The 23,883-nt window shown below is 66.4% G+C and carries 21 protein-coding genes and 4 pseudogenes; 17 read left to right on the forward strand and 8 right to left on the reverse strand.

The features are described 5' to 3' along the window. Positions 1 to 129, forward strand: a pseudogene (locus tag IT40_RS30170) (ABC transporter permease); the annotation flags it as partial. 38 nt (positions 130 to 167) lie between these two features. After that, on the forward strand, positions 168 to 1,373 hold the full coding sequence (locus IT40_RS18805) for an NAD(P)/FAD-dependent oxidoreductase (protein ID WP_036758333.1): 1,206 nt from the start codon (positions 168 to 170) through the stop codon (positions 1,371 to 1,373). A 27-nt stretch (positions 1,374 to 1,400) separates the two neighbouring features. Here IT40_RS18805 and IT40_RS18810 read toward each other — a convergent pair whose 3' ends face one another. After that, a complete protein-coding gene (locus tag IT40_RS18810; RefSeq protein ID WP_052096137.1) occupies positions 1,401 to 2,321 on the reverse strand; it encodes a LysR family transcriptional regulator in 921 nt (306 codons plus the stop codon). Between the two features lie 131 nt (positions 2,322 to 2,452). On the opposite strand from IT40_RS18810, the gene IT40_RS18815 reads away from it, so the two are divergent. The 6 genes from IT40_RS18815 (at position 2,453) to IT40_RS29685 (ending at position 6,517) form a co-directional block, all read left to right on the forward strand. Beyond that, positions 2,453 to 3,607 (forward strand): aromatic ring-hydroxylating oxygenase subunit alpha, encoded by a 1,155-nt coding sequence (locus IT40_RS18815; protein ID WP_036758335.1) that lies wholly within the window; start codon positions 2,453 to 2,455, stop codon positions 3,605 to 3,607. A 4-nt stretch (positions 3,608 to 3,611) separates the two neighbouring features. Beyond that, positions 3,612 to 4,769: an aromatic ring-hydroxylating oxygenase subunit alpha gene (locus tag IT40_RS18820; RefSeq protein ID WP_243700160.1), complete on the forward strand. Its 1,158-nt coding sequence runs from the start codon at positions 3,612 to 3,614 to the stop codon at positions 4,767 to 4,769. Between the two features lie 37 nt (positions 4,770 to 4,806). Beyond that, positions 4,807 to 5,163, forward strand: a complete 357-nt coding sequence (locus IT40_RS18825; protein WP_052096139.1) for a 2Fe-2S iron-sulfur cluster-binding protein — start codon at positions 4,807 to 4,809, stop codon at positions 5,161 to 5,163. 56 nt (positions 5,164 to 5,219) lie between these two features. Continuing rightward, positions 5,220 to 5,789 carry a hypothetical protein gene (locus IT40_RS30175; protein ID WP_036758340.1) on the forward strand — a complete coding sequence of 190 codons (570 nt, stop codon included), beginning with the start codon at positions 5,220 to 5,222 and terminating at the stop codon, positions 5,787 to 5,789. A 108-nt stretch (positions 5,790 to 5,897) separates the two neighbouring features. Next, complete coding sequence (locus tag IT40_RS29680) at positions 5,898 to 6,155, forward strand: recombinase family protein (RefSeq protein ID WP_243700165.1); 258 nt, start codon at positions 5,898 to 5,900, stop codon at positions 6,153 to 6,155. Positions 6,156 to 6,193: 38 nt separating this feature from the next. Beyond that, a complete protein-coding gene (locus tag IT40_RS29685; protein ID WP_208021302.1) occupies positions 6,194 to 6,517 on the forward strand; it encodes a hypothetical protein in 324 nt (107 codons plus the stop codon). 212 nt (positions 6,518 to 6,729) lie between these two features. On the opposite strand, the gene IT40_RS18840 is transcribed toward IT40_RS29685, so the two are convergent. Next, the gene (locus IT40_RS18840) at positions 6,730 to 7,776 is read right to left on the reverse strand and encodes a substrate-binding domain-containing protein (RefSeq protein ID WP_052096140.1); all 1,047 of its coding nucleotides are present in this window, start codon (positions 7,774 to 7,776) and stop codon (positions 6,730 to 6,732) included. A gap of 147 nt (positions 7,777 to 7,923) precedes the next feature. On the opposite strand from IT40_RS18840, the gene IT40_RS18845 reads away from it, so the two are divergent. The 5 genes from IT40_RS18845 to IT40_RS18865 all read left to right on the forward strand — a co-directional run bounded on the left by IT40_RS18845 (position 7,924) and on the right by IT40_RS18865 (position 13,633). Then, a complete protein-coding gene (locus IT40_RS18845) occupies positions 7,924 to 9,198 on the forward strand; it encodes an extracellular solute-binding protein (protein ID WP_036758343.1) in 1,275 nt (424 codons plus the stop codon). A gap of 62 nt (positions 9,199 to 9,260) precedes the next feature. Next, a complete protein-coding gene (locus IT40_RS18850; RefSeq protein WP_036758345.1) occupies positions 9,261 to 10,193 on the forward strand; it encodes a carbohydrate ABC transporter permease in 933 nt (310 codons plus the stop codon). 1 nt (position 10,194) lies between these two features. Then, positions 10,195 to 11,040: a carbohydrate ABC transporter permease gene (locus IT40_RS18855; RefSeq protein ID WP_036758347.1), complete on the forward strand. Its 846-nt coding sequence runs from the start codon at positions 10,195 to 10,197 to the stop codon at positions 11,038 to 11,040. A 2-nt stretch (positions 11,041 to 11,042) separates the two neighbouring features. Beyond that, positions 11,043 to 12,539 (forward strand): argininosuccinate lyase, encoded by a 1,497-nt coding sequence (gene argH / locus IT40_RS18860; RefSeq protein WP_036758349.1) that lies wholly within the window; start codon positions 11,043 to 11,045, stop codon positions 12,537 to 12,539. Continuing rightward, complete coding sequence (locus IT40_RS18865; protein ID WP_036758410.1) at positions 12,539 to 13,633, forward strand: ABC transporter ATP-binding protein; 1,095 nt, start codon at positions 12,539 to 12,541, stop codon at positions 13,631 to 13,633. The genes argH and IT40_RS18865 overlap by 1 nt, the downstream gene beginning before the upstream one ends. Before the next feature lie 141 nt (positions 13,634 to 13,774). Here IT40_RS18865 and IT40_RS18870 read toward each other — a convergent pair whose 3' ends face one another. The 3 genes from IT40_RS18870 to IT40_RS18880 are packed head-to-tail and all read right to left on the reverse strand — an operon-like array spanning position 13,775 to position 16,979. Continuing rightward, positions 13,775 to 15,157, reverse strand: a complete 1,383-nt coding sequence (locus tag IT40_RS18870; protein WP_036758351.1) for a tripartite tricarboxylate transporter permease — start codon at positions 15,155 to 15,157, stop codon at positions 13,775 to 13,777. Position 15,158: 1 nt separating this feature from the next. Continuing rightward, positions 15,159 to 15,617, reverse strand: a complete 459-nt coding sequence (locus tag IT40_RS18875) for a hypothetical protein (RefSeq protein WP_036758353.1) — start codon at positions 15,615 to 15,617, stop codon at positions 15,159 to 15,161. 57 nt (positions 15,618 to 15,674) lie between these two features. Beyond that, entirely contained in the window at positions 15,675 to 16,979 is a 1,305-nt protein-coding gene (locus IT40_RS18880) for a hydroxymethylglutaryl-CoA reductase, degradative (protein WP_275600367.1), read from the reverse strand. Between the two features lie 141 nt (positions 16,980 to 17,120). Here IT40_RS18880 and IT40_RS18885 point away from each other — a divergent pair, with 141 nt between their 5' ends. Together IT40_RS18885 and IT40_RS18890 are read left to right on the forward strand one after the other, a co-directional pair. Next, complete coding sequence (locus tag IT40_RS18885; RefSeq protein ID WP_036758357.1) at positions 17,121 to 18,494, forward strand: aminotransferase-like domain-containing protein; 1,374 nt, start codon at positions 17,121 to 17,123, stop codon at positions 18,492 to 18,494. Positions 18,495 to 18,520: 26 nt separating this feature from the next. Further along, the gene (locus tag IT40_RS18890) at positions 18,521 to 19,015 is read left to right on the forward strand and encodes a beta/alpha barrel domain-containing protein (protein WP_425011564.1); all 495 of its coding nucleotides are present in this window, start codon (positions 18,521 to 18,523) and stop codon (positions 19,013 to 19,015) included. Here the strand turns inward: IT40_RS18890 and IT40_RS30915 are convergent. The 3 pseudogenes from IT40_RS30915 to IT40_RS18905 all read right to left on the reverse strand — a co-directional run bounded on the left by IT40_RS30915 (position 18,999) and on the right by IT40_RS18905 (position 21,923). Continuing rightward, a pseudogene (locus IT40_RS30915) lies at positions 18,999 to 20,019 on the reverse strand (BCCT family transporter). The gene IT40_RS18890 and the pseudogene IT40_RS30915 overlap by 17 nt on opposite strands. Further along, a pseudogene (locus IT40_RS18900) lies at positions 19,961 to 20,486 on the reverse strand (membrane dipeptidase). The pseudogenes IT40_RS30915 and IT40_RS18900 overlap by 59 nt, the downstream one beginning before the upstream one ends. Further along, a pseudogene (locus tag IT40_RS18905) lies at positions 20,483 to 21,923 on the reverse strand (aldehyde dehydrogenase family protein). Before IT40_RS18905 ends, IT40_RS18900 begins: the two co-directional pseudogenes overlap by 4 nt. A 95-nt stretch (positions 21,924 to 22,018) precedes the next feature. Here IT40_RS18905 and IT40_RS30555 point away from each other — a divergent pair. Continuing rightward, positions 22,019 to 22,498: a LysR family transcriptional regulator gene (locus tag IT40_RS30555; protein ID WP_052096143.1), complete on the forward strand. Its 480-nt coding sequence runs from the start codon at positions 22,019 to 22,021 to the stop codon at positions 22,496 to 22,498. Continuing rightward, the gene (locus tag IT40_RS30560) at positions 22,456 to 22,887 is read left to right on the forward strand and encodes a LysR substrate-binding domain-containing protein (RefSeq protein WP_279432821.1); all 432 of its coding nucleotides are present in this window, start codon (positions 22,456 to 22,458) and stop codon (positions 22,885 to 22,887) included. Before IT40_RS30555 ends, IT40_RS30560 begins: the two co-directional genes overlap by 43 nt. Positions 22,888 to 23,883 lie beyond the last annotated feature (996 nt).

The following is a 23,883-nucleotide window of genomic DNA, read 5'->3' on the forward strand; positions in this document are numbered from 1 at the left end:
CGCGAGCAGATCTCGCCCGCCATCCTCGCCGTCGCCACGCTGCTGGTCATCTTCTCCATCGCGCTGCTCACCACCGTCGAGCTGCTCCGCAGGCGCTCGGAACGGCTCAGGGGCCTGACCCCAAGGTGAGGGCGGTTCACACATCAGACAGCCTGAGAGGAGAAACCATGTCGCATGTCGTCGTCATCGGTGCGGGCCAGGCCGGGGCCGCCCTGGCCGCCAAGCTGCGCGCGCTGAAATTCGAGGGGGAGATCACGGTGATCGGCGACGAGCCCGCGCCCCCCTATCAGCGGCCGCCGCTGTCCAAGGCCTATCTGCTGGGCGAGATGGAGGAGGAGCGGCTTTGGCTGCGGTCCGCCGATTTCTGGGCCGAAAACCGGATCACCCTGAAACTGGGGCAGCCGGTGACGGCCCTCGACCCCGCGGCGCGAAGCGTGACGGTCGGGGACGAGGTGCTGGTCTATGACGAGCTGGCCTTGACCACCGGCTCGGTTCCCCGCCGCCTGCCGGCCGAGATGGGCGGGACGCTTGGCGGGGTCCATACCGTTCGCACCCTGGCCGATATCGACGCCATCCGCGCCAGCTTCGCCCCCGGCCGCCGGCTGGTGGTGATCGGCGGCGGCTATATCGGGCTGGAGGCCGCGGCGGTCGGGCGCAAGCTGGGGCTGGAGGTCACGGTGGTCGAGATGGCGCCGCGCATCCTGCAACGCGTGGCCGCGCCCGAGACCTCGGCCTATTTCCGCAAGCTGCATGCCGGCCATGGCGCGGCCATCATGGAGGGCATGGCCGTCGACCGCTTGCTGGGCGAAAGCCATGTGACCGCCGTGCGCCTGACGGATGGCAGGGAGCTGCCGGCGGATTTCGTCATCGTCGGGGTCGGCATCGTCCCCGCCACCGCCCTGGCCCAGGCGGCGGGGATCGCGCTGGACAACGGCATCCGCACCGATGCGCAGGGGCGCACCTCGGCACCGCATGTCTGGGCGGCGGGGGATTGCGCCTCGTTTCCGCTGAACGGTGTCCAGATGCGGCTGGAATCGGTCGGCAACGCCATCGACCAGGCCGAACTCGTCGCCGCGAACATCATGGGCGCGGACAGGGATTACCTGCCCAAGCCCTGGTTCTGGTCGGATCAATACGATTGCAAGCTGCAGATCGCCGGCCTGAACTTGGGTTACGACCGGGTGGTCACGCGCCCCGGCGACGGGGAAGCGGTCAGCATCTGGTATTACTCGGGCGAGCGGCTGCTGGCGGTCGATGCCATGAACGACCCGCGTGCCTTCATGGTGGGCAAGCGGCTGATCGAATCGGGCCGGACCGCAGCCCCCGATCTGGTGGCCGATGTGGCCACCGATCTGAAGACGCTGATGCGGTAGGCCGGCCCGTCCGGCAATCTCCTTGCGTCAGGCTGTCGCCTCGTGGCGCGCCGCAAAGAACGCGACCGCATGGTCCGTGAAGCGCCGGGCGATGAGCCCGCGATGCACGCCCTCGCGTGAGGCGAGCACGATGCGCAGGGGCTGCAGATCATCCTCGATCTCCAGGGTCTTCACCGCGCCGCCGTCATAGGTGGTCGCGGAAGGCGGGCGCATCACCAGCAAGGTGAAGCCGAAGCCCGACGCCACTGCGCTGCGCACCGACTCGAGCGAGGTGGAGACATAGGAGATCGGCGGGTTGATGCCGCTTTCCGCCAGCAGATCCTCGAAATATCGGCGGCTGCCGGGACCGTCGAGCATGACATAGGGCTCATCCGCAAGCGTGGCCAGGCGCACGGAGCCTTGGCCCGCAAGCGGATGATCCGCGGCAACGACCACCATCGGCCGCAACTCCGCCAGTTCCACGAAGGCCAGCCCATCCGGCACGCTGCCCCGGTCATAGGTCAGCGCCAGGTCGATCGACCCATCCCGCACCGCATCGGCCAGATCGGCCAGCGCCATCTCTTGCTGCCGGACGATCACGCCGGGGGTCGCGTCGTTGAAGCTGCGAATCAGGCCGGCCGCGTAGAAGGGCGACAGCGTCCAGAACACGCCCAGCCGAATCTCTCCGGCAGCCTCGGCAGCCAGCGCGGTGGCCTCGCGCTCGACCTGCCGCGCCTGTTCCTCCAGGCGCATGACATGCTGAAGGAACAGTCGGCCCTGGAGCGTCAGCGTCAGCCCGCGCGCGTGGTGCCGCTCGAACAGCACCAGGCCGGTCACATCCTCGAGCTTGTCCAGCGCCTGTGCCACCGAGGGCTGCGAGATGTTGAGCACGCGCGCCGCCTGGGCGATGCCGCCCTGCTCGGCGACGGCGCGGAAGTAGGCGCATTGGCGTAGGGTGAAACGAACCATATAAAAGCTGGCTTAAACCTCGGATATTCGAGTTTTGATATTCCTTGGAAAAAGGTCAAGCTGATTTCCGACCGGCGGCCCGCTTGGCCGGCTGCCAGGACTTTTCCCATGCGAAGACAAGGAGCCCCCTTATGTCACTAGCCCAGCCCGTTTCCGAATTGCTCGAGGCCGTCAACCGCCCGCTCGAAGACGCCCATGCGATGCCGCCCGCCGTCTATACGAGCCCCGATTTCCTGGCTTGCGAACTCGAAAGCATCTTCTCGCGGGAATGGATCTGCGTCGGCCGGTCGAGCGGGCTGCCCAATGTCGGTGACTATCTGACCTATGATCTGGCCGGCCAGCCCATCGTGGTGCTGCGCGGCAAGGACGGACAGATTCGCGCCTTCTCGAATGTCTGCCTGCACCGCATGTCCACGCTGGTCGATGGTTGCGGCAACAAGCGCCTGCTGGTCTGCCCCTACCATGCCTGGACCTATGATCTGGACGGCAAGCTGCGCGGCGCGCCGTTCATGACCAGGACCACCGGCTTCTGCAAGGAGGACTATGCCCTGCCGCAGATCCGCTGCGAGGAATGGCTCGGCTGGATCTACATCACGCTGGACAAGGATCGCCCCAGCCTCGCCCCGGCCCTGGCGCCGCTTGAAGAGCTGATCGCCCATTATGGGGTGGAGAACTATGTCGAGTGCTTCCGCGAAACCCATGTCTGGGACACCAACTGGAAGGTGCTCGCCGAGAATTTCATGGAGAGCTATCACCTGCCGGTCTGCCATGCCGCGACCGTGGGCGGTCATTCCAAGCTGGAGGAAATGGAGTGCCCGCCGGGCCTGGAAGCCTTCAACTATCACTGGATCACCAAGGAAGCCTCGCTGCCGATGGGCAACGCGCATCCCGACAACACCCGGCTCGAGGGGCGCTGGCGCAAGACCACGGCGCTGATCACGCTTTATCCCAGCCATCTGATCACGCTGACCCCCGGCTATTTCTGGTATCTGTCGCTGCATCCCAAGGGCGCGGGGCAGGTGGCGATCGTCTTCGGCGGCGGCTTGGCCCCCGAATTCATGGCCGATCCGCGCGCCGAGGAATATGTCGCCACGCTCAAGGGCCTGCTGGACGAGGTCAATGCCGAGGATCGCGGCTGCACCGAGAAGGTATTCCGCGGCCTCAGCGCGAATGCGGCCCGGCCGGGGCACCTGTCCTATCTCGAGCGGCCGATCTACGACTTCATGCATTACATCGCCGAACGCACCGCGGGCTTCGACCGCTCTGCCGCCCTGGCCGCGGAGTAGGCCGATGACGACCGCGATTTCCGATATCCCGTCGATGAACGACAGGTTGCGCGTCGTCGCCGGCCTGCCGGAGCATGACGCGCAATGCCTGCCGGGCCGGTTCTATACCGATCCCGACTATTTCCGCCATGAGGTGGAGACCTTCCTGTCCAGGGAGTGGCACTGCCTCGGCCGGGCCGACGAGATCCCCGGTCCGGGGGACTATTTCACCGGCCAGCTTTTCGACGAGCCGCTGCTGGTGGTGCGCGGCGACGACGGCGCCGTGCGCGTGCTGTCCAATCTCTGCCGCCACCGCGGCATGCCGCTGGCCGAGGGGTCGGGCTCCACGCGCCGCTTCGTCTGCTCGTATCATGCCTGGAGCTACGGCCGCGCCGGCGAACTGGTCAACGCCCCCAGGATGCGCGACAAGGGCGTCACCAGGGAAACCTGCAGCCTGCCGTCGTTTCCCTGCGAGGTCTGGAACGGCTTCATCTATGCCAACCTGGATCCCGAGGCCCGCCCGCTGGCGCCGCGCCTCGGCCAGCTCGGCGATCTGCTCGGCCACTATCGCACCGGGGAAATGCGGATCGTGCGCAGCTTCGAGGAGGAGTGGCGCACCAACTGGAAATGCCTGGTCGAGAACTTCATGGAAGCCTACCATCTTTCGGTGGTGCATCCCGAAACGCTGCATCCCTACACGCCGACCGGCCTGAGCCGGAAGTCGATGTCCGACGACAGCTTCACCTCCTATTGCGCCAACTATCCCGAGACCGCGGGATCGCGCGGCACGGGGGCACCGGGCCTTACCGAGGAGGAGCGGCGCCGCTCGACGCTGTTCTGCCTGTTCCCGACGCAGATCGCCAGCCAGGCGGCGACCTTGCTGGTCTCCTTCTCGATCCAGCCCCTGGCGGTCGATCGCATCCGGGTGCGGTGGACCATGTCCACCTGGGGCGACGAGCTCACGCAGGACGAGCTGGAGGACAGGATCGCGCTTTGGCATGAGGTCAATCGCGAGGATCGCGAGAAGCTGGAAAGGATGCAGCGAACCCTCGCGTCCCGCCACGCGCCTTCCGGCCCGCTGGCGCCGCGCGACTATGAGGGCACGATCTGGGACTTCTATCGCTATCTCGGCCGGCAGGTTCCCCCGGAAGAAACGCCCTTGCGCGCGGTCAGTGCCTATTGATGCTTCCCACGCCTTTGCGAATTCCACCCGGGCGCGGATGCGCGCCTGGGGAAATACACGGAGACCAACAGTGCCTCTCATAACCTGGCGTGATGCCGATGGCCGCGAAATCAGCGCGAATGTCGCCTCGGGAACCAACTTGATGAGGGCCGCGTGCGATGCGGGCGTGCCGGGCATCCATGGCGATTGCGGCGGCGCGCTTGCCTGCGCGACCTGTCATGTCGCAACCGATCCCGTTTGGGCGGAACGTCTCGGCCCGCCGGGCCCGCTCGAGGACGAGATGCTGGACATGGTCGACGGAGAGCGGACTCCGACGAGTCGGTTGAGTTGCCAGATCCTTGCCAGCGAGGAACTGGAGGGGCTCATCCTCATCGTGCCGCCAGCCGTGCTGTAGCACCAGCGGGGCTGCGATGATCATCTCTGGCGTCGCTTCGATGGGACGATGCAGGATTGATCGCCGAACCTTCCATCGCGCTGGACGCGATCACGCATCGGCAATCGACGTTCGCGCATCGGCACAGCGCCGGCATCGACCAGTTCAACGAGGTCATGGGCGCGATGCGCGGTTCGTCCGATCTGGTCGAATTGGGTAAGGACGGACACGGCGAAGATCGCCTCACCACCCGCGACATGATCGAGGCCGAACAGCGGCTCCATAGAGCGGCCGAGATGATGGCTTTGCTCGACGGCGCTGTTCCTGGAATGCGAGGCGGCGCTGAGCCGGGAGGAAACCCGGAAGGTGACGGGACACAGTCAGGAGGATGTCGCAGCGGTGATGGGCGCGCTTGCCGCCGTGTCCGAGGGCGTCGATATCTCGTTCAGAACGCGGCCGATGCTGTCCGATGTCGCGGAGAGAAGGGCAAGGCGGGCGGCGGTCTCAAGGTCGTCAAGAAGCTTGACGCCAGCGGCGAGCCGATCCGGGGCGACCGGGAAATCATTCCCGAGGAAGCCGAGGTCGCGTGCTACATCTTCCGCGAGTTCGCGTCGGCAAAAGCCCGAAGGCTATCGCTGTCGATCTGAACAAGAAGGGCATCCCCGGCCCGCTGGGCCGGGGATGGGGCGATACCAGTACTCGAGGCCCGCAATCGTGGAACCGGCATCGTCAACAACGAGCTTTACGCGGGCGTTCTGGTCTGGAACCGGCTCCGCTTCGTCAAGGATCCCAGCACCGGCAAGCGGGTATCGCGCCCGAACCCGGAAGCCGCATGGATCAGAGCGCAGGTCCCGCATCTGCGGATCGTGGACGATGCGCTCTGGAACGCGGTGCGCGAATGCCAAAAGCAGATCGCGGAAATCTTCGGCCTGAATCCGGCCAGCACGCGTGGGAGGGCAGGGCGAGGCGGCTGCATCTGGCGAACCGGCCTGTCTCTCTCCTTTCCGGCCTGATGACCTGCGGATGCTGCGGCGGGAAGGTTGGGATCATCTTGTCCAACCGTCTCGGGCGCCTCAATCATCATCGGCGCGGCCCCTGCACCAACAACCGGGCTCCCATTTCCTTTTCGCGCGCCCGTGGCGATCCTGACGGCCTGCTTGATCTGCGGAAGCCGGGGATCCGTCTCGCGAATGTCGTGCTCAGCGGCGACATCAAAGGGCAGCTCGACGTGGTGGCTATGGTCGGAATCGAGACGCTGGATGTCGACGTTGACCTGATCACGCCCATAGCCGTCGAGACTGCGAATCTGATAGATGTGGGCGTAACCATTGAGACATGGAAAGTATGCTCGGCCGCGCCTTTGAAAGCTGTCTGAGGGCGGTTCTGTCGTTCAGTCAGGACGGTAGCGCAGATTCAGGGTCTTGAAGCCGGGATTTCGTTATGAGGTTGAAAGGGCTGGTCTAAGCAGCGCGTCTCGGGACGCGTCGTTCGGCCAATCGCAAGCATCGTGGGATGCGCGCCCGCGACCGCGACCTGCGCTAGAGCGCGTTGAACTAGGATAAACTCTTCCGGCGGCTGAGGCTGCAATCACCGGCGGCCCACCGACTCGCGCAAAATCAAATCGGGGCGGGATACTTCGCCGACGGGGTCGTCGCCCAGCTTGCCCTCGATCCGGTCGATCAGGATCTCGGCCAGCCGGCGCCCGGCCATTTCGACCGAAAGCTGCGTGGCCGTCAGCGCGGGGACGAAATCCGCCGCCGAGATCCCGCGCAGCTGGTCGTCATGGGCCACGACCGACAGGTCGCGGCCGATCTGCAGCCCCGCCTCGGCTGCGGCGCGATAGACCCCCTTCGCCAGGAAGATGGACCCGCAGATGATCGCCGTCGGCGGCTCGGGCAAGGACAAGAGCCGGGCGGCGCATGCCACCCCGTCCTCTTCCGTCATCGCGGTTTCCAGCACCAGATCCGGGTCGACGGGCTGACGGCGGCTGTCCATCGCGGCGCGATAGCCCGCGGCGCGGGCCGCGGCATAGCGAAACCGCCGATAGGAGTTCAGCGCCGCGATGCGGGTGTGCCCATAGTCCAGCAACAGCTCGGCCAGCCGCCTGAAGATCTCGAAATTGTCCACGTCGACGTAGGAATAGGGAATGTCCACGTCACTGCGGCCATGCACGACGAAGGGGATGCCGGTGTCGGCCAGCAACCGGATGCGCGGGTCATGGACCAGCGGCCGGGTGATGATCAGCCCGTCCACCATCCGCGATGTCGCCAGGCGGCGCAGCACCGAAGCTTCGTCGTCGCGAAACGGCGACAGCAGCAGGTTGTAGCCGCGTTCGGTCACGACGTCGCTGATCCCGCTGAGCACATCGACGAAATTCGTCTGGACCAGGCGCAGGCGTTCGAGCGGAAAGACCAGCCCGATCGCCTCGGTCCGGCCGATGGCCAGGCCCCGTGCCCGCGCGTTCGGGGCATAGCCCATGCGCTTGGCGGCCTGTGCCACGCGCTCACGCGTGGCAGCGGGGATCGAGGGGTGGTTCCGCAAGGCGCGGCTGACCGTCGATTGCGACAGGCCCAGTTCGTCCGCCACCGCCTTCAGGCCGATGCCCTGTCCCTGATTCGGGCGATCATTGGCCATGTGGTTCCCTTCGCTTGCGCAACGCGACTTTATGAAAATTAGGATATTCGCTGAATTTTCCGGGGTCAATCCCCGGTCGACCCCGGTAGTTTACACAAGCGCTTGCACATGTTATGCAAGCGCTTGCGTAACCTCGGGAGGAGACCCATGACCCGCATCGCCCTGACCGGCCGCGCAAGGCTGCGCCTTGCCGCCGCCCTTGCCTGCGCCACCGCGCTTGGCCCGACCCTCGCTTCGGCGGATGTCGAGATCGAATATTGGCAATATGTCTTTGACGCCCGCGTGAAGGCGATGGACACGCTGATCGACGCGTTCGAGGCCGAGAACCCCGGCATCACCGTGAAGCAGGTGACATTCCCCTATGCCGACTACCAGACCCGCGTGGTTGCGGCCCATGCCGCCGGCAAGGGCCCCGACGTGGTGCAGCTTTTCTATGGCTGGATCGACAATTTCGTCGATGGCGGCATCCTGCAGCCGCTGCCCGGGGACGCCTTTCCCGCAAGCGCGATCGAGGCGGAGTTCTTTCCGATCGTCGGCGCGATGAAGCGCAACGAGCAATATTACGCGCTGCCGACGGCGGTGCGGACCATGGCGCTGTTCTACAACAAGAAGCTGTTCGCCGAAGCCGGCGTGGCCGAGCCGCCGAAGACGCTGGACGAACTGGTCGAGGTCGCGAAAAAGACCGCCAGGCATGACAATGGCGGCAACCTGGTCCAGGCCGGGATCGCGCTGGACATCGCCCGGCAGGACCATCACTGGTGGCGCACGATCCTGACCGCGCAATATGGCGGCGCACCCTATTCCGACGACGGCACCACCGTCACCTATGACAGCGAGGCCGGGCTGAAGGCGCTGGACTATTACCTGGCGCTGCAGACCCAGCACAAGGTCGGCAAGGAAGGCTTCATGGACGAGGGCCAGGCCGCCTTCCGTGCCGGGCTGGCGGCGATGGTGGTGGACGGAACCTTCCGCCTGGCCAGCTATGGCACCATCGGCAGCTTCGAATGGGGCGTGGCCGAGCTGCCGGCGGCGGCGGACGGCACCCGCGCCAACTATGCCAGCTATTTCGCCAATGGCATTGGCGCCTCGGCCTCGGGCGAGGAACTCGAGGCGGCCAAGAAGTTCCTGGCCTATATCTCGTCGCCCGCCGCCATGGAGCTTTGGCAGAAGGAGGTGGGCGAGCTGCCCGCCCGCAAGGACGTCGCCATGACCGAGGCGAACCTGGCCGATCCCGTCTTCGGCCCCTTCATCCGGGCGCTGGACTATTCGCAGACCACCCGCTTCGTGGACGAGGCCGCGCAGCGCCAGATCGCCATCGACATGGTGAACCGGGCGCTGCTGCAAGGCCAGAGCCCGGCGGATTCTGTGGCCGAGGCCGCCAAGGCGGAACAGGCCCTGCTGGACAGGCATTTCGCGAAATGACCCGCCGGCCCCGGCCGAAGGGCCGGGGATCTTGTGCGGCTTCAAGCATCCAGGATCATGTTATGACACCATCCGACCATTCCGGCGGAGGGACGGGTTCCCTGCGCCTGTGGGACAGGCTGTCGGTCACGACCAAGCAGATCGTCTGGGCATGGCTTTTCCTTGCCGTCCCGATCCTGTTCTTCGGCGTCGTCCGCTTCTATCCCACCCTGCAAGCCTTCTGGTTGTCCCTGACCGACTGGGACCTGCTGAACGAGGCGAATTTCATCGGCCTCGACAATTACCGCAAGATGCTGGCCGACCCGCTGTTCTGGCAGGTCTTCCGCAACACCTTCGCCTATCTGCTGATCGGCACGCCCATCAGCATCGCGATATCGTTCGTGATCGCCTATTACCTCGACCGCGTGCGCTTCCTGCATGGCGCGATCCGGGCGCTGTATTTCCTGCCCTTCCTGACCACTGCCGCGGCGATGGCCTGGGTCTGGCGGCTGTTCTACCAGCCGCCGCCCATCGGCATCATCAACGGCTTCATCGGCATGCTGGGCTTCGAGGCGCAGCCCTTCCTGCGCTCGACCGAACAGGCGCTGCCGGCGATCATGGTCACGGCGATCTGGGCGGGCCTGGGCTTCCAGATCATCATCTTCCTGGCCGGGCTGCGCGCCATCCCGACGACCTATTACGAGGCCGCGCGCGTGGACGGGCTGGGCGAGTTCACCATCCTGCACCGGATCACCCTGCCGCTGCTGAAGCCGACCACGGTGTTCCTGGTCGTGTTCTCGTCCATCGGCTTTTTGCGGATCTTCGACCAGGTCTACAACATGACCAGCAACGATCCGGGCGGGCCGCTGAACTCGACCAAGCCGCTGGTGCTGATGATCTACCAGACCGCCTTCTCGTCATACCAGATGGGCTACGCCGCGGCGCAGACCGTCGTCCTGTTCACCATCCTGCTGGTCATCACCATGATCCAGCTCTGGATCCTGCGGAGCCGTTGAGATGAGCCGATCCGCAACCGCCCCTGTCCCGCGCAGCATCCGCCCCGGCGCGATCATCGCCTGGACCTGCCTGTTCGTCGGCGGGGTCATCATGATCACGCCGCTGCTCTTCATGTTCTCGACCTCGCTGAAATCGGCGGGCGAGGTCTTCGACCTGCGCCTGGTCCCGGCCAACCCGACGCTGCAGAACTATGTCCGCGTGCTGTCGGACGGCCGCTTCCTCGGCTGGTTCCTGAACTCGACCCTGATCGCGGTGATCACCACGGTCTCGTGCCTGTTCTTCGACAGCCTGGTCGCCTACACGCTGGCCAAGTTCCGCTTTCCGGGCCGCAAGCTGGTCTTCCTGGCGATCCTGTCCACGCTGATGATCCCGACCGAGATGCTGGTCATCCCGTGGTATCTGATGTCGAGCAGCCTGGGCTGGACCGACACCTATTGGGGGATCATGTTCCCCGGCCTGATGACCGCCTTCGGCGTCTTCCTGATGCGCCAGTTCTTCGAAACCGTGCCCGACGATTTCCTCGAGGCGGCGCGGATCGACGGGCTGAACGAATTCACCATCTGGTGGCGCATCGCCATGCCGCTGGTGACGCCGGCGCTGTCGGCCCTGGCGATCTTCACCTTCCTCGGCAACTGGACCGCCTTCTTCTGGCCGCTGATCGTCACCACCGACCGCGACCTCTATACGCTGCCGGTCGGGCTTTCCAGCTTCGCGGTCGAGCAGTCGATCCAGTGGGAGATGATCATGACCGGGGCGGCGCTGTCGACCATCCCGACCCTGCTGATCTTCCTGTTCTTCCAACGCTATATCGTCCGCGGCGTCATGCTGGCCGGCGTGAAGGGCTGACCATGACCCATGTTTCCGACACCTTTCCCGATCCGGTCTATCGCGACACGGTGCTGGCGCCGCTGTTCGACGGTGCGCGCACGGGCCATGCTCATGCGCTGCGGCAGGTGGATAAGGCCCATCTGGTGATGCTGGCCGAGACCGGCATCCTGACGCCCGCGCAGGCGGGCGCCATCGCGGGCGGGCTGCGCGCCGTCTGGGCCGAAACCGACCCCGCCGCCATGCGCTATGGCGGCGATGTCGAGGATTTCTTCTTCGCCATGGAAAAGGCGCTGAAGGCCAGGATCGGCCCCGACCTGGGCGGGCGGCTGCACACCGCGCGGTCGCGCAACGACATCGACCACACGCTGTTCCGGCTGGCCTTGAAGCCCAGGGTCGAGGCGGCGCTGGCCGAGGGCCGCGCGGCGCTGGCCCAGCTTCTGGCCACCGCCGGGCGCGAGGCCGAGACCCTGATCGTCGCCTATACCCACGGCCAGCCGGCGCAGCCGACCACGCTGGGCCATTACTTGGCCGCCGTGGCCGAGGTGATGCTGCGCGACCTGGCCCGGCTGGAGGCGGCGCTGGAAATCGTCGACCGCTGCCCCCTGGGCGCGGCGGCGATCACCACCACCGGCTTTCCGACCGACCGCCATCGCGTGGCCCAGCTCCTGGGCTTCGCGGCGCCCCTGCAGAACTCCTATGGCTGCATCGCGACGGTGGACTACATCTCGGCGACCTATTCGGCGCTGTCGCTTCTGTTCCTGCACCTGGGCCGCCCGGTCCAGGACCTGCAATTCTGGAGCAGCTTCGAGGTGGGGCAGATCCGCCTGCCCGGCGGGCTGGTGCAGATCTCTTCGATCATGCCGCAAAAGCGCAACCCGGTTGCCATCGAGCATCTGCGCCACCTGGCCAGCCAGACCTGGGCGCGCAGCAATGCGGTCCTGGACATCCTGCACAACACCCCCTTCACCGACATGAACGACAGCGAGGGCGAGACGCAGGACTTCGGCCACCAGGCCTTCGACGCCGCCCTGCGCAGCCTGCGCCTGTTCGGCCGGGTGATGGCGGCATTGCAGGTCGATGGCGCCCGCGTGGCCCGCAACCTGCGCCTGTCCTGCGCCACCGTGACCGAGCTTTCCGACATGCTGGTGCGCGAGGCGGGCCTGTCCTTCCGCGCCGCGCATGAGATCGCCTCGGAGGTCGCGGGCGCGGTCGTTGCGGCGGGCGAGGATCTGTCCTCGGGCGGCTATCCGCATTTCCGCCGCGCCTATCAGGCCGCGACCGGCCAGGCGCCCGAGATGGACGCCGCGGCCTTCGCCCAGGCGACGTCTGCGGCGCATTTCGTCGCCCTGCGCGACCGTTTCGGCGGCCCCGCCCCGGCGGCGCTGCAACCGGCGCTGGCGGGCTACGGGGCGGAATTGCAGGCCCTGGAAAACCGGGCCGCGGCCCGCGCGGCGCAAAACCGCGCGGCGGCTGAAGCCCTTGAACAATCCTTCAATCAGCTCTCGGGAGGAGCATGATGGCGAGCATTACCCTCGACAAGATCGTCAAGACCTACGGCGCTTCGACCGCCGTCCACGGCATCGACCTGCAGATCGCCGACGGCGAATTCGTGGTGCTGGTCGGCCCCTCGGGCTGCGGCAAGTCCACCACGCTGCGCATGATCGCCGGGCTGGAAAGCATCTCGGGCGGCACGCTGAAGATCGGCGCGCGCGTGGTGAACCAGATGGAGCCCAAGCAGCGCAACATCGCCATGGTGTTCCAGAACTATGCCATCTACCCGCATATGACGGTGCATCAGAACATCGGCTTCGGGCTTTACACTTCGAAACTGTCCAGGGCGGAAAAGGACGCCCGCGTGCAGGAGGTGGGCAGGATCCTGGGCCTGTCCCACCTGCTTGAACGCCGTCCCGCCGCGCTGTCGGGTGGCCAGCGCCAGCGCGTCGCCATCGGCCGCGCCATGGTGCGCGACCCGCAGGCGTTCCTGTTCGACGAGCCGCTGTCGAACCTCGACGCCCAGCTGCGCGGCCAGATGCGGCTGGAGATCAAGCAGCTGCACCAGCGTCTCGGCAGCACCATCGTCTTCGTGACCCACGACCAGGTCGAGGCCATGTCGATGGCCGACCGCATCGTGGTCATGCGCGAGGGCCGCATCCTGCAGGTCGGCGCGCCGATGGAGCTTTACAACCGCCCCGCCGACATGTTCACCGCCCGTTTCATCGGCAGCCCCGAGATGAACATGCTGGATGCGGAGCTGTCCGGCGACGGCCTTGGCTTCGGCGCCAATGCGGGCCGGGTCGCGCTGGTCCCGGATGCGCTGCCGCCGGGGCTGCGTCAGGCGTCCTCGCCGCGCGTCGCCGTCGGTATCCGCCCGCAGGATCTGGCGCCGCTTAATGCCGGGACGACCGGCGCGGCGCTGGTGCTGCACGGCACCGTCCGCGTGGCCGAGCCGCATGGGTCCGAGACCTTCGTGCATCTCGACCTGCCCTCGGGCAGCGTGATCGCGCGGGCCCCGGCGGCGGCGAGCTATCGGCCGGGCGACGCGGCCAGCTTCAAGGCGGATCGGGACAGTATCCGCTATTTCGACCGCGAGACCGAAAAGCTGGTCGCCTGAGGCCCGGCTTTCGGTTTGATAGCCATCAGGCGGTGATGATCGCCCGGTGGTGCCGAAGGCCCGGCGCATCGAAGGCATGCCCGAGCATTTGCTTGCCGCGACGTGGTGATGCCGCCCCGTGATGGCGGGGCGGCGCGGTGCTTATCCAAGCAGCTTGAGGATCGCCGGCACGCTGAGAACGGCGGCGTAGTAGCCCATGAACTGCACCCCGGTATTCATCCCCAGCACGCGATAGAGCAGCCCGCCGACCAGGCCCACCGTCAGGATGACCAGCAGCGCGATCACGCCGCCCTCCCATAGGCCGATCACCAGGATAAGCCCGACGAAGGTGGCGATGATGGCTTCGTGGCTGATGCGCTTGGCGACGAAGGCGGCGGCGCTGCGGGCATGGTTCATGGCGAAGGGATAGGCGATCAGGGTCGCGATCACCACCGAGACCAGGCCCCAGATCAGGAACTCCGACACCGACATCAGCGTATGCAGGTTGTTGACCACGCCCGTCTCGGAATTGACGGTGAAGCGCGGCGGCGCGTTGAACAGCGGCGCTGCCGGGCCGGCGGCCACCGGGCTGAGCGGCAGGCCGAATGCGATCAGCGGGATGAGCGCCTCGGCGATATAGGTCGATTCCGTCACGCCGTTGCGCACCGCCAGAACCGAGGTCAGCCGGTGATAGGCGTGCTTGATGCGCGCACCGACGATTTCTCCGGCGATGACGGTCATCGCCACCGGGCTGAAGACGAAGGTTCCGCTGGTGATCGCGGCGGCGGTCGCCGTCGCCCGCACCTGGCTGCGATCCAGGACGCGGAACGGGTTCGGGAAGTATCCGCCCCAGCCCTTCACGTCGGGGGCCAGCGTCGTTTCGCGCGGCTCGCTGCGGTTCATGCGCTTGCGCTCCAGCGGCGAGGCCGCGGAGATGAGTTCCGCGACAAGCGGGCCGATCGCGATGCCCAGGAAATAGCTGACACCCAGCTTGACCTCGTGCGCGCCGGTGAAGCTTTGCAGCGCGACGATGAGCAGGGTGAACGGCACAAGCGCGATGACCGAAGCCCAGCGGCCGGCCGAGAAATAGGCGATCAGCACCGAGGCCGCGATGAAGAGCCACGGGGCCGAGGCGGTGATATAGGTGCCGAAGGGGGCCAGGATCACCGCGAAGAGCACGGCAAGCGGCACGGCGATGAAGGCCGAGATGACCGAGCCGGCCAGCATCTTGCGCAAGGCGATATGCGGGGCGCCCAGGTTGCGCAGGGCCGAGGCCTGCTGCAACAGGGGCAGCGCCATCGTGTCGCCGGGAATGCCAAGCAGCGCGGTCGGGACCGCATGGGTCATGTGCTTCGAGATGGCGGCGCACATCCAGAAGGTGAACACCCCCGCCGGCGGTGCGCCCAGCAGCACGACCAGCAAGGTCACGGGCGCGATGGTGGTGGTCTCGTCCGTCCCCGAGATCAGGCCGATGGCCGAGAACAGCACCGCGCCAAGCAGCCCCAGTCCCAGGGCGACCAGGATATCGTAAAGCAAGGGGTCCATCTCAGCCGGCCTCCCGGTTGCGCGCGCGGTCTTGCTCATAGTCCTGGAAGACGGAATAAAGCCCGACCTCCCGCATTTCCTGCGCGACGGCGGGCGGCAGATCCTCGACGCTGCCGATGGCACCGCCCTCGATCGCGATCTGGTCGAGGACTTCGGTCTGCCAGATGGCGCCCGGCGCGATCTGTTCGACCACCCGGCGCTTAGGCTGGAAAAGGCGGGCGCAGATCGCCCCGCCCAGGATGCAGCCGATGATCCCTGCCAGCATGGCTAGCGCCTTGCCGATGGCCGGCGTGCTGGCCAGGGGCGCGATGGTGGCCAGGGCTACGGCATAGACGGCCAGGCTGACGACCGCGCCGATCAGAATGGCCTTGCCAAGCTGGGGCCGCGAAACGACATCGCCCCAGATCTCGGCAAGCTGCCCGTCCGGCCCCGAAGCGGGCGCCGGGGTTGGATTGTTCATGATGTCCTCCCAGATACGAACCCCCGGCGAGGTGTCATCCCCGCCGGTGTTGGATGTTCAGCCCTTGCGGATCTCCGCCAGGATTTCCTCGGCGCGCGCCGCGCGCACATCGTGGTCGGCCGCCAGGCGACGGGCGACGATGTCGATCTCCTCGCCGGTCGCGCCGGCGCCGATGGCGATATTGCGCGCATGCAGCGCCATGTGGCCGCGCTGGATGCCCTCGGTCGCCAGCGCCCGCAAAGCCGCCATGTTCTGTGCCAGCCCCACGGCGACCGTCACCTCGGCCAGTTCGACGGCCGAGCCGACGTTCAGGATCTTCAGCGCCGCCTGCGCAGAGGGATGCGTCTTGGTCGCCCCCCCGACCAGGCCAAGCGCCATCGGCATCTCGATGGTCCCGACCAGGGTTCCCCTGGTGCTGATTTCCCAGGTCGTCAGCGAGGTATAACGCCCCCCGCGCGCGGCATAGGCATGCGCCCCGGCCTCGATGGCGCGCCAGTCGTTCCCGGTGGCTACGACCACGGGGTCGATGCCGTTCATGATGCCCTTGTTGTGGGTGGCGGCGCGATAGGGATCGACGGCGGCGAATTCATAGGCGTCGACGATGCCTTCCATCATGCGGCGTCCCGAGAAATCCTTGGTGGCAAGCGCCTTCTCGGTCACTTCAAGCCGGGCGCGGGCGATGCGCAGGTCGGCCAGGTTCGACAGGATGCGCAGCCGCACCTCGCCGCCGGCGACCCGCTCGACGATCGGCGCGATGGCCTCGGCCATGGTGTTGACGGTGTTGGCCCCCATGGCGTCGCGCACGTCGACCAGAAGGTGCAGGACCACCATCGCCCCGCGTGAGGTCTTGGGGAAGACATGCACCTCGATGTCGCGGCAACCGCCGCCGAACTTGACCAGGACGGGGTCTTTCGCGTTCGCGGCCGCGATGATCTCGTCGCGCGCGGCAAGGATCGCCAGCCGTGCGCCGAAGGGATCGGTCGTGCCGACCAGCTGCACCTGCGCCCGCATCACCGGGGCCGTGGACGAGGTCTGGAACCCGCCGCAATCGCGCACGATTCGCGCCATGTAGGAGGCGGCCGCGACGACCGAAGGCTCTTCGACCGCCATCGGGACCAGGTATTCGCGGCCGTTGACCAGGAAGTTCGTGGCCACGCCCAGGGGCAGTTGGAACGTGCCGATCACGTTCTCGATCATGCCGTTCGCACGCTCGACCGGCAGGGCGTCGGCCGAGGCCAGGACCGCGCGCGCCTGCTCGTCCAGCCCACTCGCGGCCGCCACCTTCTCCAGCCGCTCGGCGGGCAAGAGATTGCGCATGTTTTCAATCCGCGACGTTGCGGTTTGTTTCGTTCCGGTCGTCAAGGGATCCTCCCAAATTCACGGCAGATTGCGCAGGCTGGGCTTGCGCTGACCATAAACTGTCTTAAAATTCATAATGTCATCAAGGGACAGTTGCCGATTTTATGGCCGGGACTGTCCCAGTAAAACTTCCGGGACGGGACCATGAGCAGGGTGGACGCTATCGTCGCGCAGATCAGCGGGCAGATCGCCTCGGGCTTCTATCGTGCCGGGCAGAAGCTGCCATCGGTGCGTGGCGGCGCCGGGCAGTTCGGCGTCTCGAAGAACACCATGGCCGAGGCTTACGACCGTCTGGTGGCGCAGGGACTGGCGGTCGCCCGACAGGGATCGGGCTATTTCATCACCGGCAATCGTCCCCTTCCCGCGCCTCGGCTTCGCCCGGATGTGACCGAGGCGACCAGCATCGTCTCGCTTTTGCGCGAACAGCTCGACCAGCATTACGAGACCCGCCCCGGCGACGGGCGTCCACCCGCCACATGGACCGAAGTCGCCGAGATGCGTCGCATCCTGCGTGCCGGAAGGCGCAGCGACGGGGCGATCGACTTCGGCTATGGCAGTTCCTGGGGGCTTGGCGCGCTAAGGGATTGGCTGCGCATGTCGCTTGCGGAACGCTCGATCCTGACCGAGCCGGACGGCATCATGCTGACCAGCGGCGTGAACCACGGGCTGGACCTGATCATCCGCCAGCTGCTTGAGCCCGGCGACACGGTGTTCGTGGACAGCCCCGGTTATTATCCCCTGTTCGCCAAGCTGCGCCTGGCCAAGGTCACGGTCGTCCCCGTGCGCCGGATCGAAGACGGGCCCGACCTGGACGATCTTCGGGACAAGCTTGCCGGCCATCGTCCCAAGGTTTTCTTCACCCAAAGCCAGGCGCATAATCCGACCGGCGGGACATTGTCGCCGGCCACGGCCTTCGGCCTGCTGCAACTGGCCGACTTGCACGACTTCCGCATCGTCGAGGACGATATCTTCGCCGACCTGCTTGCGCCGACCCTGCCCAGGCTTGCCGCCTTCGGTCGGCAAGAGCGCGTGCTTTATGTCGGCTCGTTTTCCAAGACGCTGTCGGCCAGCCTGCGCTGCGGCTATATCGCGGGCTCGCCGGATCTGGTCCGCGGTCTCGTCGACCTGAAGATGATCACGACCGTCGCCACCTCGGCGCATGTCGAACGGCTGGTGACGGACATGATCGAGAGCGGGCAGTATATCAAGCATTTGCGCCGGCTGCGAACCCGAATGCAGGAGGGGGCGAAGGGGACCGTCCAGGCGTTGTCCGAGGTCGGGCTGGATGTGAGCTTGCCGCGGGTGCAAGGCTTCTACCTTTGGGTCCCCCTTCCCGAGACGCTGGACGAAGCCGCCTTTTGCCGCCGTGCGGCCGCGGCAGACATCTTCATCGCCCCGGCCAGCGTCTTCCATACCGAGCGGGATGCCTGCAGAAGGCCCGCCATGCGGGTCAACGTGGCTTATGGGGCTGATCCACGTTTCTGCGCCTTCCTGCGCCGTGAGCTTGAACCTGGCTGAAAGAGGCATTTCATGACACTATCCGCATCGTCGAGGTCGGTCCTCGCGACGGTTTGCAGAACGAGGCGCGGCCCCTTGGCGTTGATGACCGCGTGGCCATGATCGAGGGCCTGATTTCCGCGGGTCTGACCACCGTCGAAGCCGGCAGCTTCGTTTCGCCGAAATGGGTGCCGCAGATGGCCGGCTCGGCCGAGGTGCTGGCGCGCCTGCCGCGCCGCCCCGGCCTGACATATCCGATGCCGGTGCCGAACCCCAAGGGCCCGGAGGCGGCGCTGGCTGCCGGTGCCGAGGAAATCGCGATCTTCGCCTCGGCATCCGAGAGCTTTTCGCAAAGGAACATCAACTGTTCGATCGACGAAAGCTTCCAGCGGTTTGCGCCGGTGATGGACGGGGCGCGTGCGGCCGGCGTGCGCGTGCGCGGCTATGTCTCCTGCGCGCTGGGTTGCCCATACGAGGGCAAGGTAGCCCTTTCCACCATTCTCGGCGCCTGTATGATCTCGGCTGCTATGAGCTGTCCCTGAGCGACACCATCGGCATCGGCACGCCCAGGACCGCCCAGGTCGGGCCGAAGAGCAGGATGAAGACCAGAAGGCCGAAGGCGAGGATCAGGTTCCAGCGCGACATGAACTGGATGCCGCGCTCGAGCCCGGTGATGGCCGAGATGGTGTAGATCGTCACCAGCAGCAGGATCAGCGTGCTTTGCGTGGCGAAGCTGTCGGGCAGGCCGAACAGTGCGTTCAGCCCATAGGAGAGTTGCAGGCCCAGGAAGCCGATGGGTCCGACCGTGCCGGCCACCACGGCGATCACGCAGCAGGAATCCGCCACGGTGCCGATCCAGCCGTGGATCGCGCGCTCGCCGAAGACCGGATAAAGCAGGGTGCGCGGCGCCAGCGGCAGGCCCTTGTCGTAACGGTAATGCATCAGCATCACCGTGGTCAGCGATCCCAGGATCGCCCAGGCCAGGAAGCCCCAATGCAGATAGGCCTGCGCCAGGCCGATGGTGGCGAGCGATTGCGGATCGGCGTCCGGCCCGGCGAAATAGGGCGGGGTCGAGATGAAATGCGCGATTGGCTCCTGCCGCCCAGAACACGCCGCCGCCGGCAAGCAGCGTGGTCATGATCATGGCCGCCCATTGGAAGGTGGTGAGTTCCGGCTTGTCGAGCCCGCCCAGCTTGACGCCGCTGCCCGGCATGAACAGCAGCACGATGCTGATCGCCAGCGTCGCGAACAGCAGGACCTGCCAGTAAAGGCCGAACAGCCGGGCTGAGACGGCGAAGCCCCAGTCGATCATCGCGCTGAGCCGCGCCAGATCGGCGACGGCCAGCAGGCAGAACAGCAGGATGAAGCCTGCCGTGATGCCCAGAAGCGGCAGGTTGATCCGGCGCCAGGCACCGGAGATCCCCCGTGGAATGTCGAGATTGCTCATGTCCTTCCTCCCTCGGACAAAGAAATCCGGGCCGGCGGCGCTATTCGGCCGCCCGCTGGATCGGTGTGCGGGCGTCGAGCGGCCCGAAGCTTTCGGCATAGAAACGCGCCCAGTTGCCGCCCATCACGCCGTCGATCTCGGGCTGGGACAGGCCGGCCTTGCGCAGCCCCTCGGCAAAGCCCGCCAGATCGCGATTGTCGCGGTGCCAGGTCACCGGCGCGGGAAAGCCCGGCACCTCGGCGCTGCCTTCGCCGTAATCCATGCCCTTGGTCCAGCGCCCGACCCGCATCCATTCGACGATGGAATCCGGCTGGTCCTGGCACAGGTCGGTGCCGATGCCGATGTTCTGCGGCCCGGTGATGTCCGCCGTGCGGGCGATCATGTCGCAGGGGGAAAGGCTCGAACCAGCGGTTCCAGCGTTCGATGTTCAGCACCGTCTCGCAGAAGGTCTCGTGATAGGTGATGGTGACATGCGCGGCGTCCAGCCCGCCCTGGCGCATCTGGCGGAAGATGCCTTCCGACCAGTTGGCATATTGCAGCCCGTCGATCAGTGGCGCGCGGCTCATTCCGGCACCCCCGCCGCGACATAGGCGGTTTTCACGGTGGTGTAGAACTCGGCGGCATAGCGGCCCTGTTCGCGTGGGCCGAAGCTGGAGGCGCCGCGACCGCCGAACGGGACGTGATAGTCTGTGCCCGCCGCCGGCAGGTTCACCATCACGCAGCCCGCCCGCATGTTGGCGCGGAAATGGCTGGCGCGCGCCAGGCTGCGGGTCATGATGCCCGCCGTCAGCCCGAAGGCGCGGTCATTGGCGATGGCGAGCGCCTCGTCATAGCTGCCGGCGCGGATGACGCAGATGATCGGCGCGAACATCTCCTCGCGGTTGATGCGCATGTCGTTGCGGGTGCCGGCAAGGACGGCGGGGGCCATGTAATGGCCCGGCGTGGCCCGCTCCAGCCGGTCGCCCCCGCAAAGCAGTTCGGCGCCTTCCTCCTGGCCGATGCGGATATAGTCGAGGTTCTGTTGCAACTGTCCTTCGCTGACCACCGGGCCGATCTGCCTGCCCTGGTCCAGCGCATGGCCGACCTTCGGCGCCCTGGCCGCCGCCACCAGCCGCTCGACGAAGGCGTCGTGGACCGCCTCATGCACGATCAGCCGCGAGGCGGCGGTGCATTTCTGCCCGGTGCCGCCGAAGGCCGCGTTGGCCGCATGGGCGACGGCCAGGTCCAGATCGGCATCCTCCATGATGAGCATCGGGTTCTTCGAGCCCATCTCCATCTGCAGCTTGGTCATGTTGGCGGTGGCCGCGGCGGCGATGCCGCGCCCGACCGGGACCGAGCCGGTGAAGCCGATTGCATCGACCAGCGCGCTTTCGACCAGCCGCTGCCCGACCTCGCGGCCCGGACCGGCGACAAGGTTGAAGACGCCTTTCGGAATGTCCTGCCGGGCGATGATCTCGGCCAGCATGACGGCGCTGGCCGGGGTCAGGTTCGCCGGTTTCCAGACCACGGCATTGCCATAGGCCAGCGCCGGGGCGATCTTCCAGGCCGGCGTGGCGATCGGGAAGTTCCAGGGCGAGATGATCGCCACCACGCCCACCGGCTCGCGCCGCACGTCGATCTCGATGCCCGGCCGGACGCTTTCGGCCAGGTCGCCCTGGTGGCGCAGCCTCGGCCGCCGAATAGAACTGGCCGGCGCGATAGACCTCGCCCTTGCCCTCGGCCAGCGGCTTGCCCTCTTCGCGCGCGATCATGCGGCCGATCTCTTCGGCCCGTGCCATCAGCTCGGTGCCGATGGCCATCAGCACGTCGTGCCGCTTCTGGATGCCGGCCGCCCACCATGCCGGCTGCGCGCGGCGCGCCGCCGCCAGCGCCTCGTCCAGCTGCCCGGCGCTGGCCTGCGCGAACTGGCCGATCACATCGCCCAGGTCCGAGGGATTGCGATTTTCCACCGTGGTCGCGCCGGACTGCCATTGGCCGTCGATGTAGAGTCTGGTCTCGGTCATGGATCTGCCTCCGGTCTGCATTTGCCGAAAACAGATAGACTTCCGGGTTATTTCAATTAATCTTAAATAATTGAAGTTTATTTCAGAATTTCTGAATGTCGATCAAGCTCGAAATGCTGCGCGTCTTTCAGGTCGTGGCCGAGGCAGGCTCGCTTGGCCGCGCCTCGGCGGTTCTGGGCCGCACACCCTCGGCGGTCTCGATGATGCTGTCGCAATTGCAGGACAATCTGGGCGCCGAGCTGTTCGAGGCCGACCGCAAGAACCGCCTGACGCCCCTGGGCGCGCTGGTGCTGGAAGAGACGAACCGGGCGCTGGACGCCTTCGACCGCAGCGCCTCGGCGATCCGCCGGCATGCCAAGTCCACGGCTGGCCTGGTGCGCATCGCTGCCGTGCCCTCGGCGACCATGGATCTGCTGCCCGAGATCATCGCCCGCTTCCGCCGCCAGCGGCCCGATGTGCGGCTGAAGATCAGCGATGTCGACACCCCGCGACCGTCCACCGCCGCATCAAGCTGGACGAGGCGGATATCGGCATCCTCTCGACCTCGGCCGAGGACCAGCAGATCGGCGAGGTGATCCGGCGCGACGCGCTCGGCATCGTCTGCCGGGCGGGCGGGCCGATCTCGCAGGCGGTCGGCTCGGGTGCCGCCCGGTCATGGGAACTGCTGGAACTGGAGCCGCTGATCGAGAACCCGCTTTGCCACCTGGTCGCGTCCGAGCTGGTTTCCGGCCTGCTGCTGCATTGCAATCTGGAAGCGCGCAACACTACCGCCCTTCTGGCCTTCGTCCGCAGCGGGCTGGGCGCCACGGTCCTGCCGGAAAGCGCCATCTATCACAGCCTCGAGCAGCTGGAATTCGTTGTCCCACGGAACCCCGAAAGCTGGCGCGAACTGAGGAAGATGCACAGCAGGGACCGGCACCTGAGCCCTGCCGCACAAGCCTTCTGGGACCTGATCGGCGCCTGACCTGGATTCGGGCAGGATCCGGGCCTGCGTTCAGGCTTTCAGCCGGCGGCAGCCCAGCTCGTGTGGGCAACGCCTCGGTCCTGCGTCGCTGCCGGCCCCGCCGGACGCATCGCTGGTCCCACAGGTCCGGCGGGGCGGGGTTTTTCGCCTATGGCGCAAGTGGTAAGTCGGGACCCAGCCCAGCCCGGCGGTCCGGGCCGGGCGTGTGGCGCCGGATTGAGTCCGGGATCGGCCGGCATGAAGTGCCCGAGGGGCGGGGCTCGACCAACGATGTGGAACTCACCGCCGCTTCCTTCGCTGACGCAGGCCCGCCGTCACAGGTTTGCGGGGTCGACGGGCAGATCAACCCCGGCGGTCCGGGATGTTGTCCGTCATCGAATGATGGCAGCATTCCCTGGATCACCGTAAAGCCCATCCATATGAGCCGATGTATATCAGAAAGCACCGGGCGGGTCTCCGCAGCGTAACTATGTCCCAATAATCCAAGATTAACCTGGCTTGCATCGATCCTGTCTATCCTGGGCATCACCGCGATCGGCGGTGCAAGGCCGACGCGTGCGAAACGATGCAATCTGCGTGAACGGCCGATAGCCTTCATTATTGGTTACATACAGCGTGGCGCGGATCGATAACTGACCGTAGGCCGAGATTGTTGAAGAGTTGCGCGTCGACATCGGACGCGGCAAGGAACGCTTGACCAAAGCGAACCGGCGCAGTCGAGGCAGCGCACGCGACGGCCCAGGTAGGGCTAACCTTAACTAGCGGGGAAGGGGGGCAAGTGGGCCGGAGAATGGTGGCGGTGGAACGGCGGTCTCTGGATGGTCTGGGATTGCCATCACCACCGCCATACGCAGCCCTGACAGGCTGATCCACGCGCCGGACGGCGAAGCAACCGGCAGTTACATCATGCTGATGCCCCTTGCGTTGGCGGCGGGCAAGGCGGGGGCTCTGCCCCCGTCGCGCTGGTGCGCGACTCCCCCGGGATATTTGGGCAAG

The sequence above is a fragment of the Paracoccus versutus genome (assembly GCF_000763885.1).
In the GTDB taxonomy this organism is placed as follows: Bacteria; Pseudomonadota; Alphaproteobacteria; order Rhodobacterales; family Rhodobacteraceae; genus Paracoccus; species Paracoccus versutus.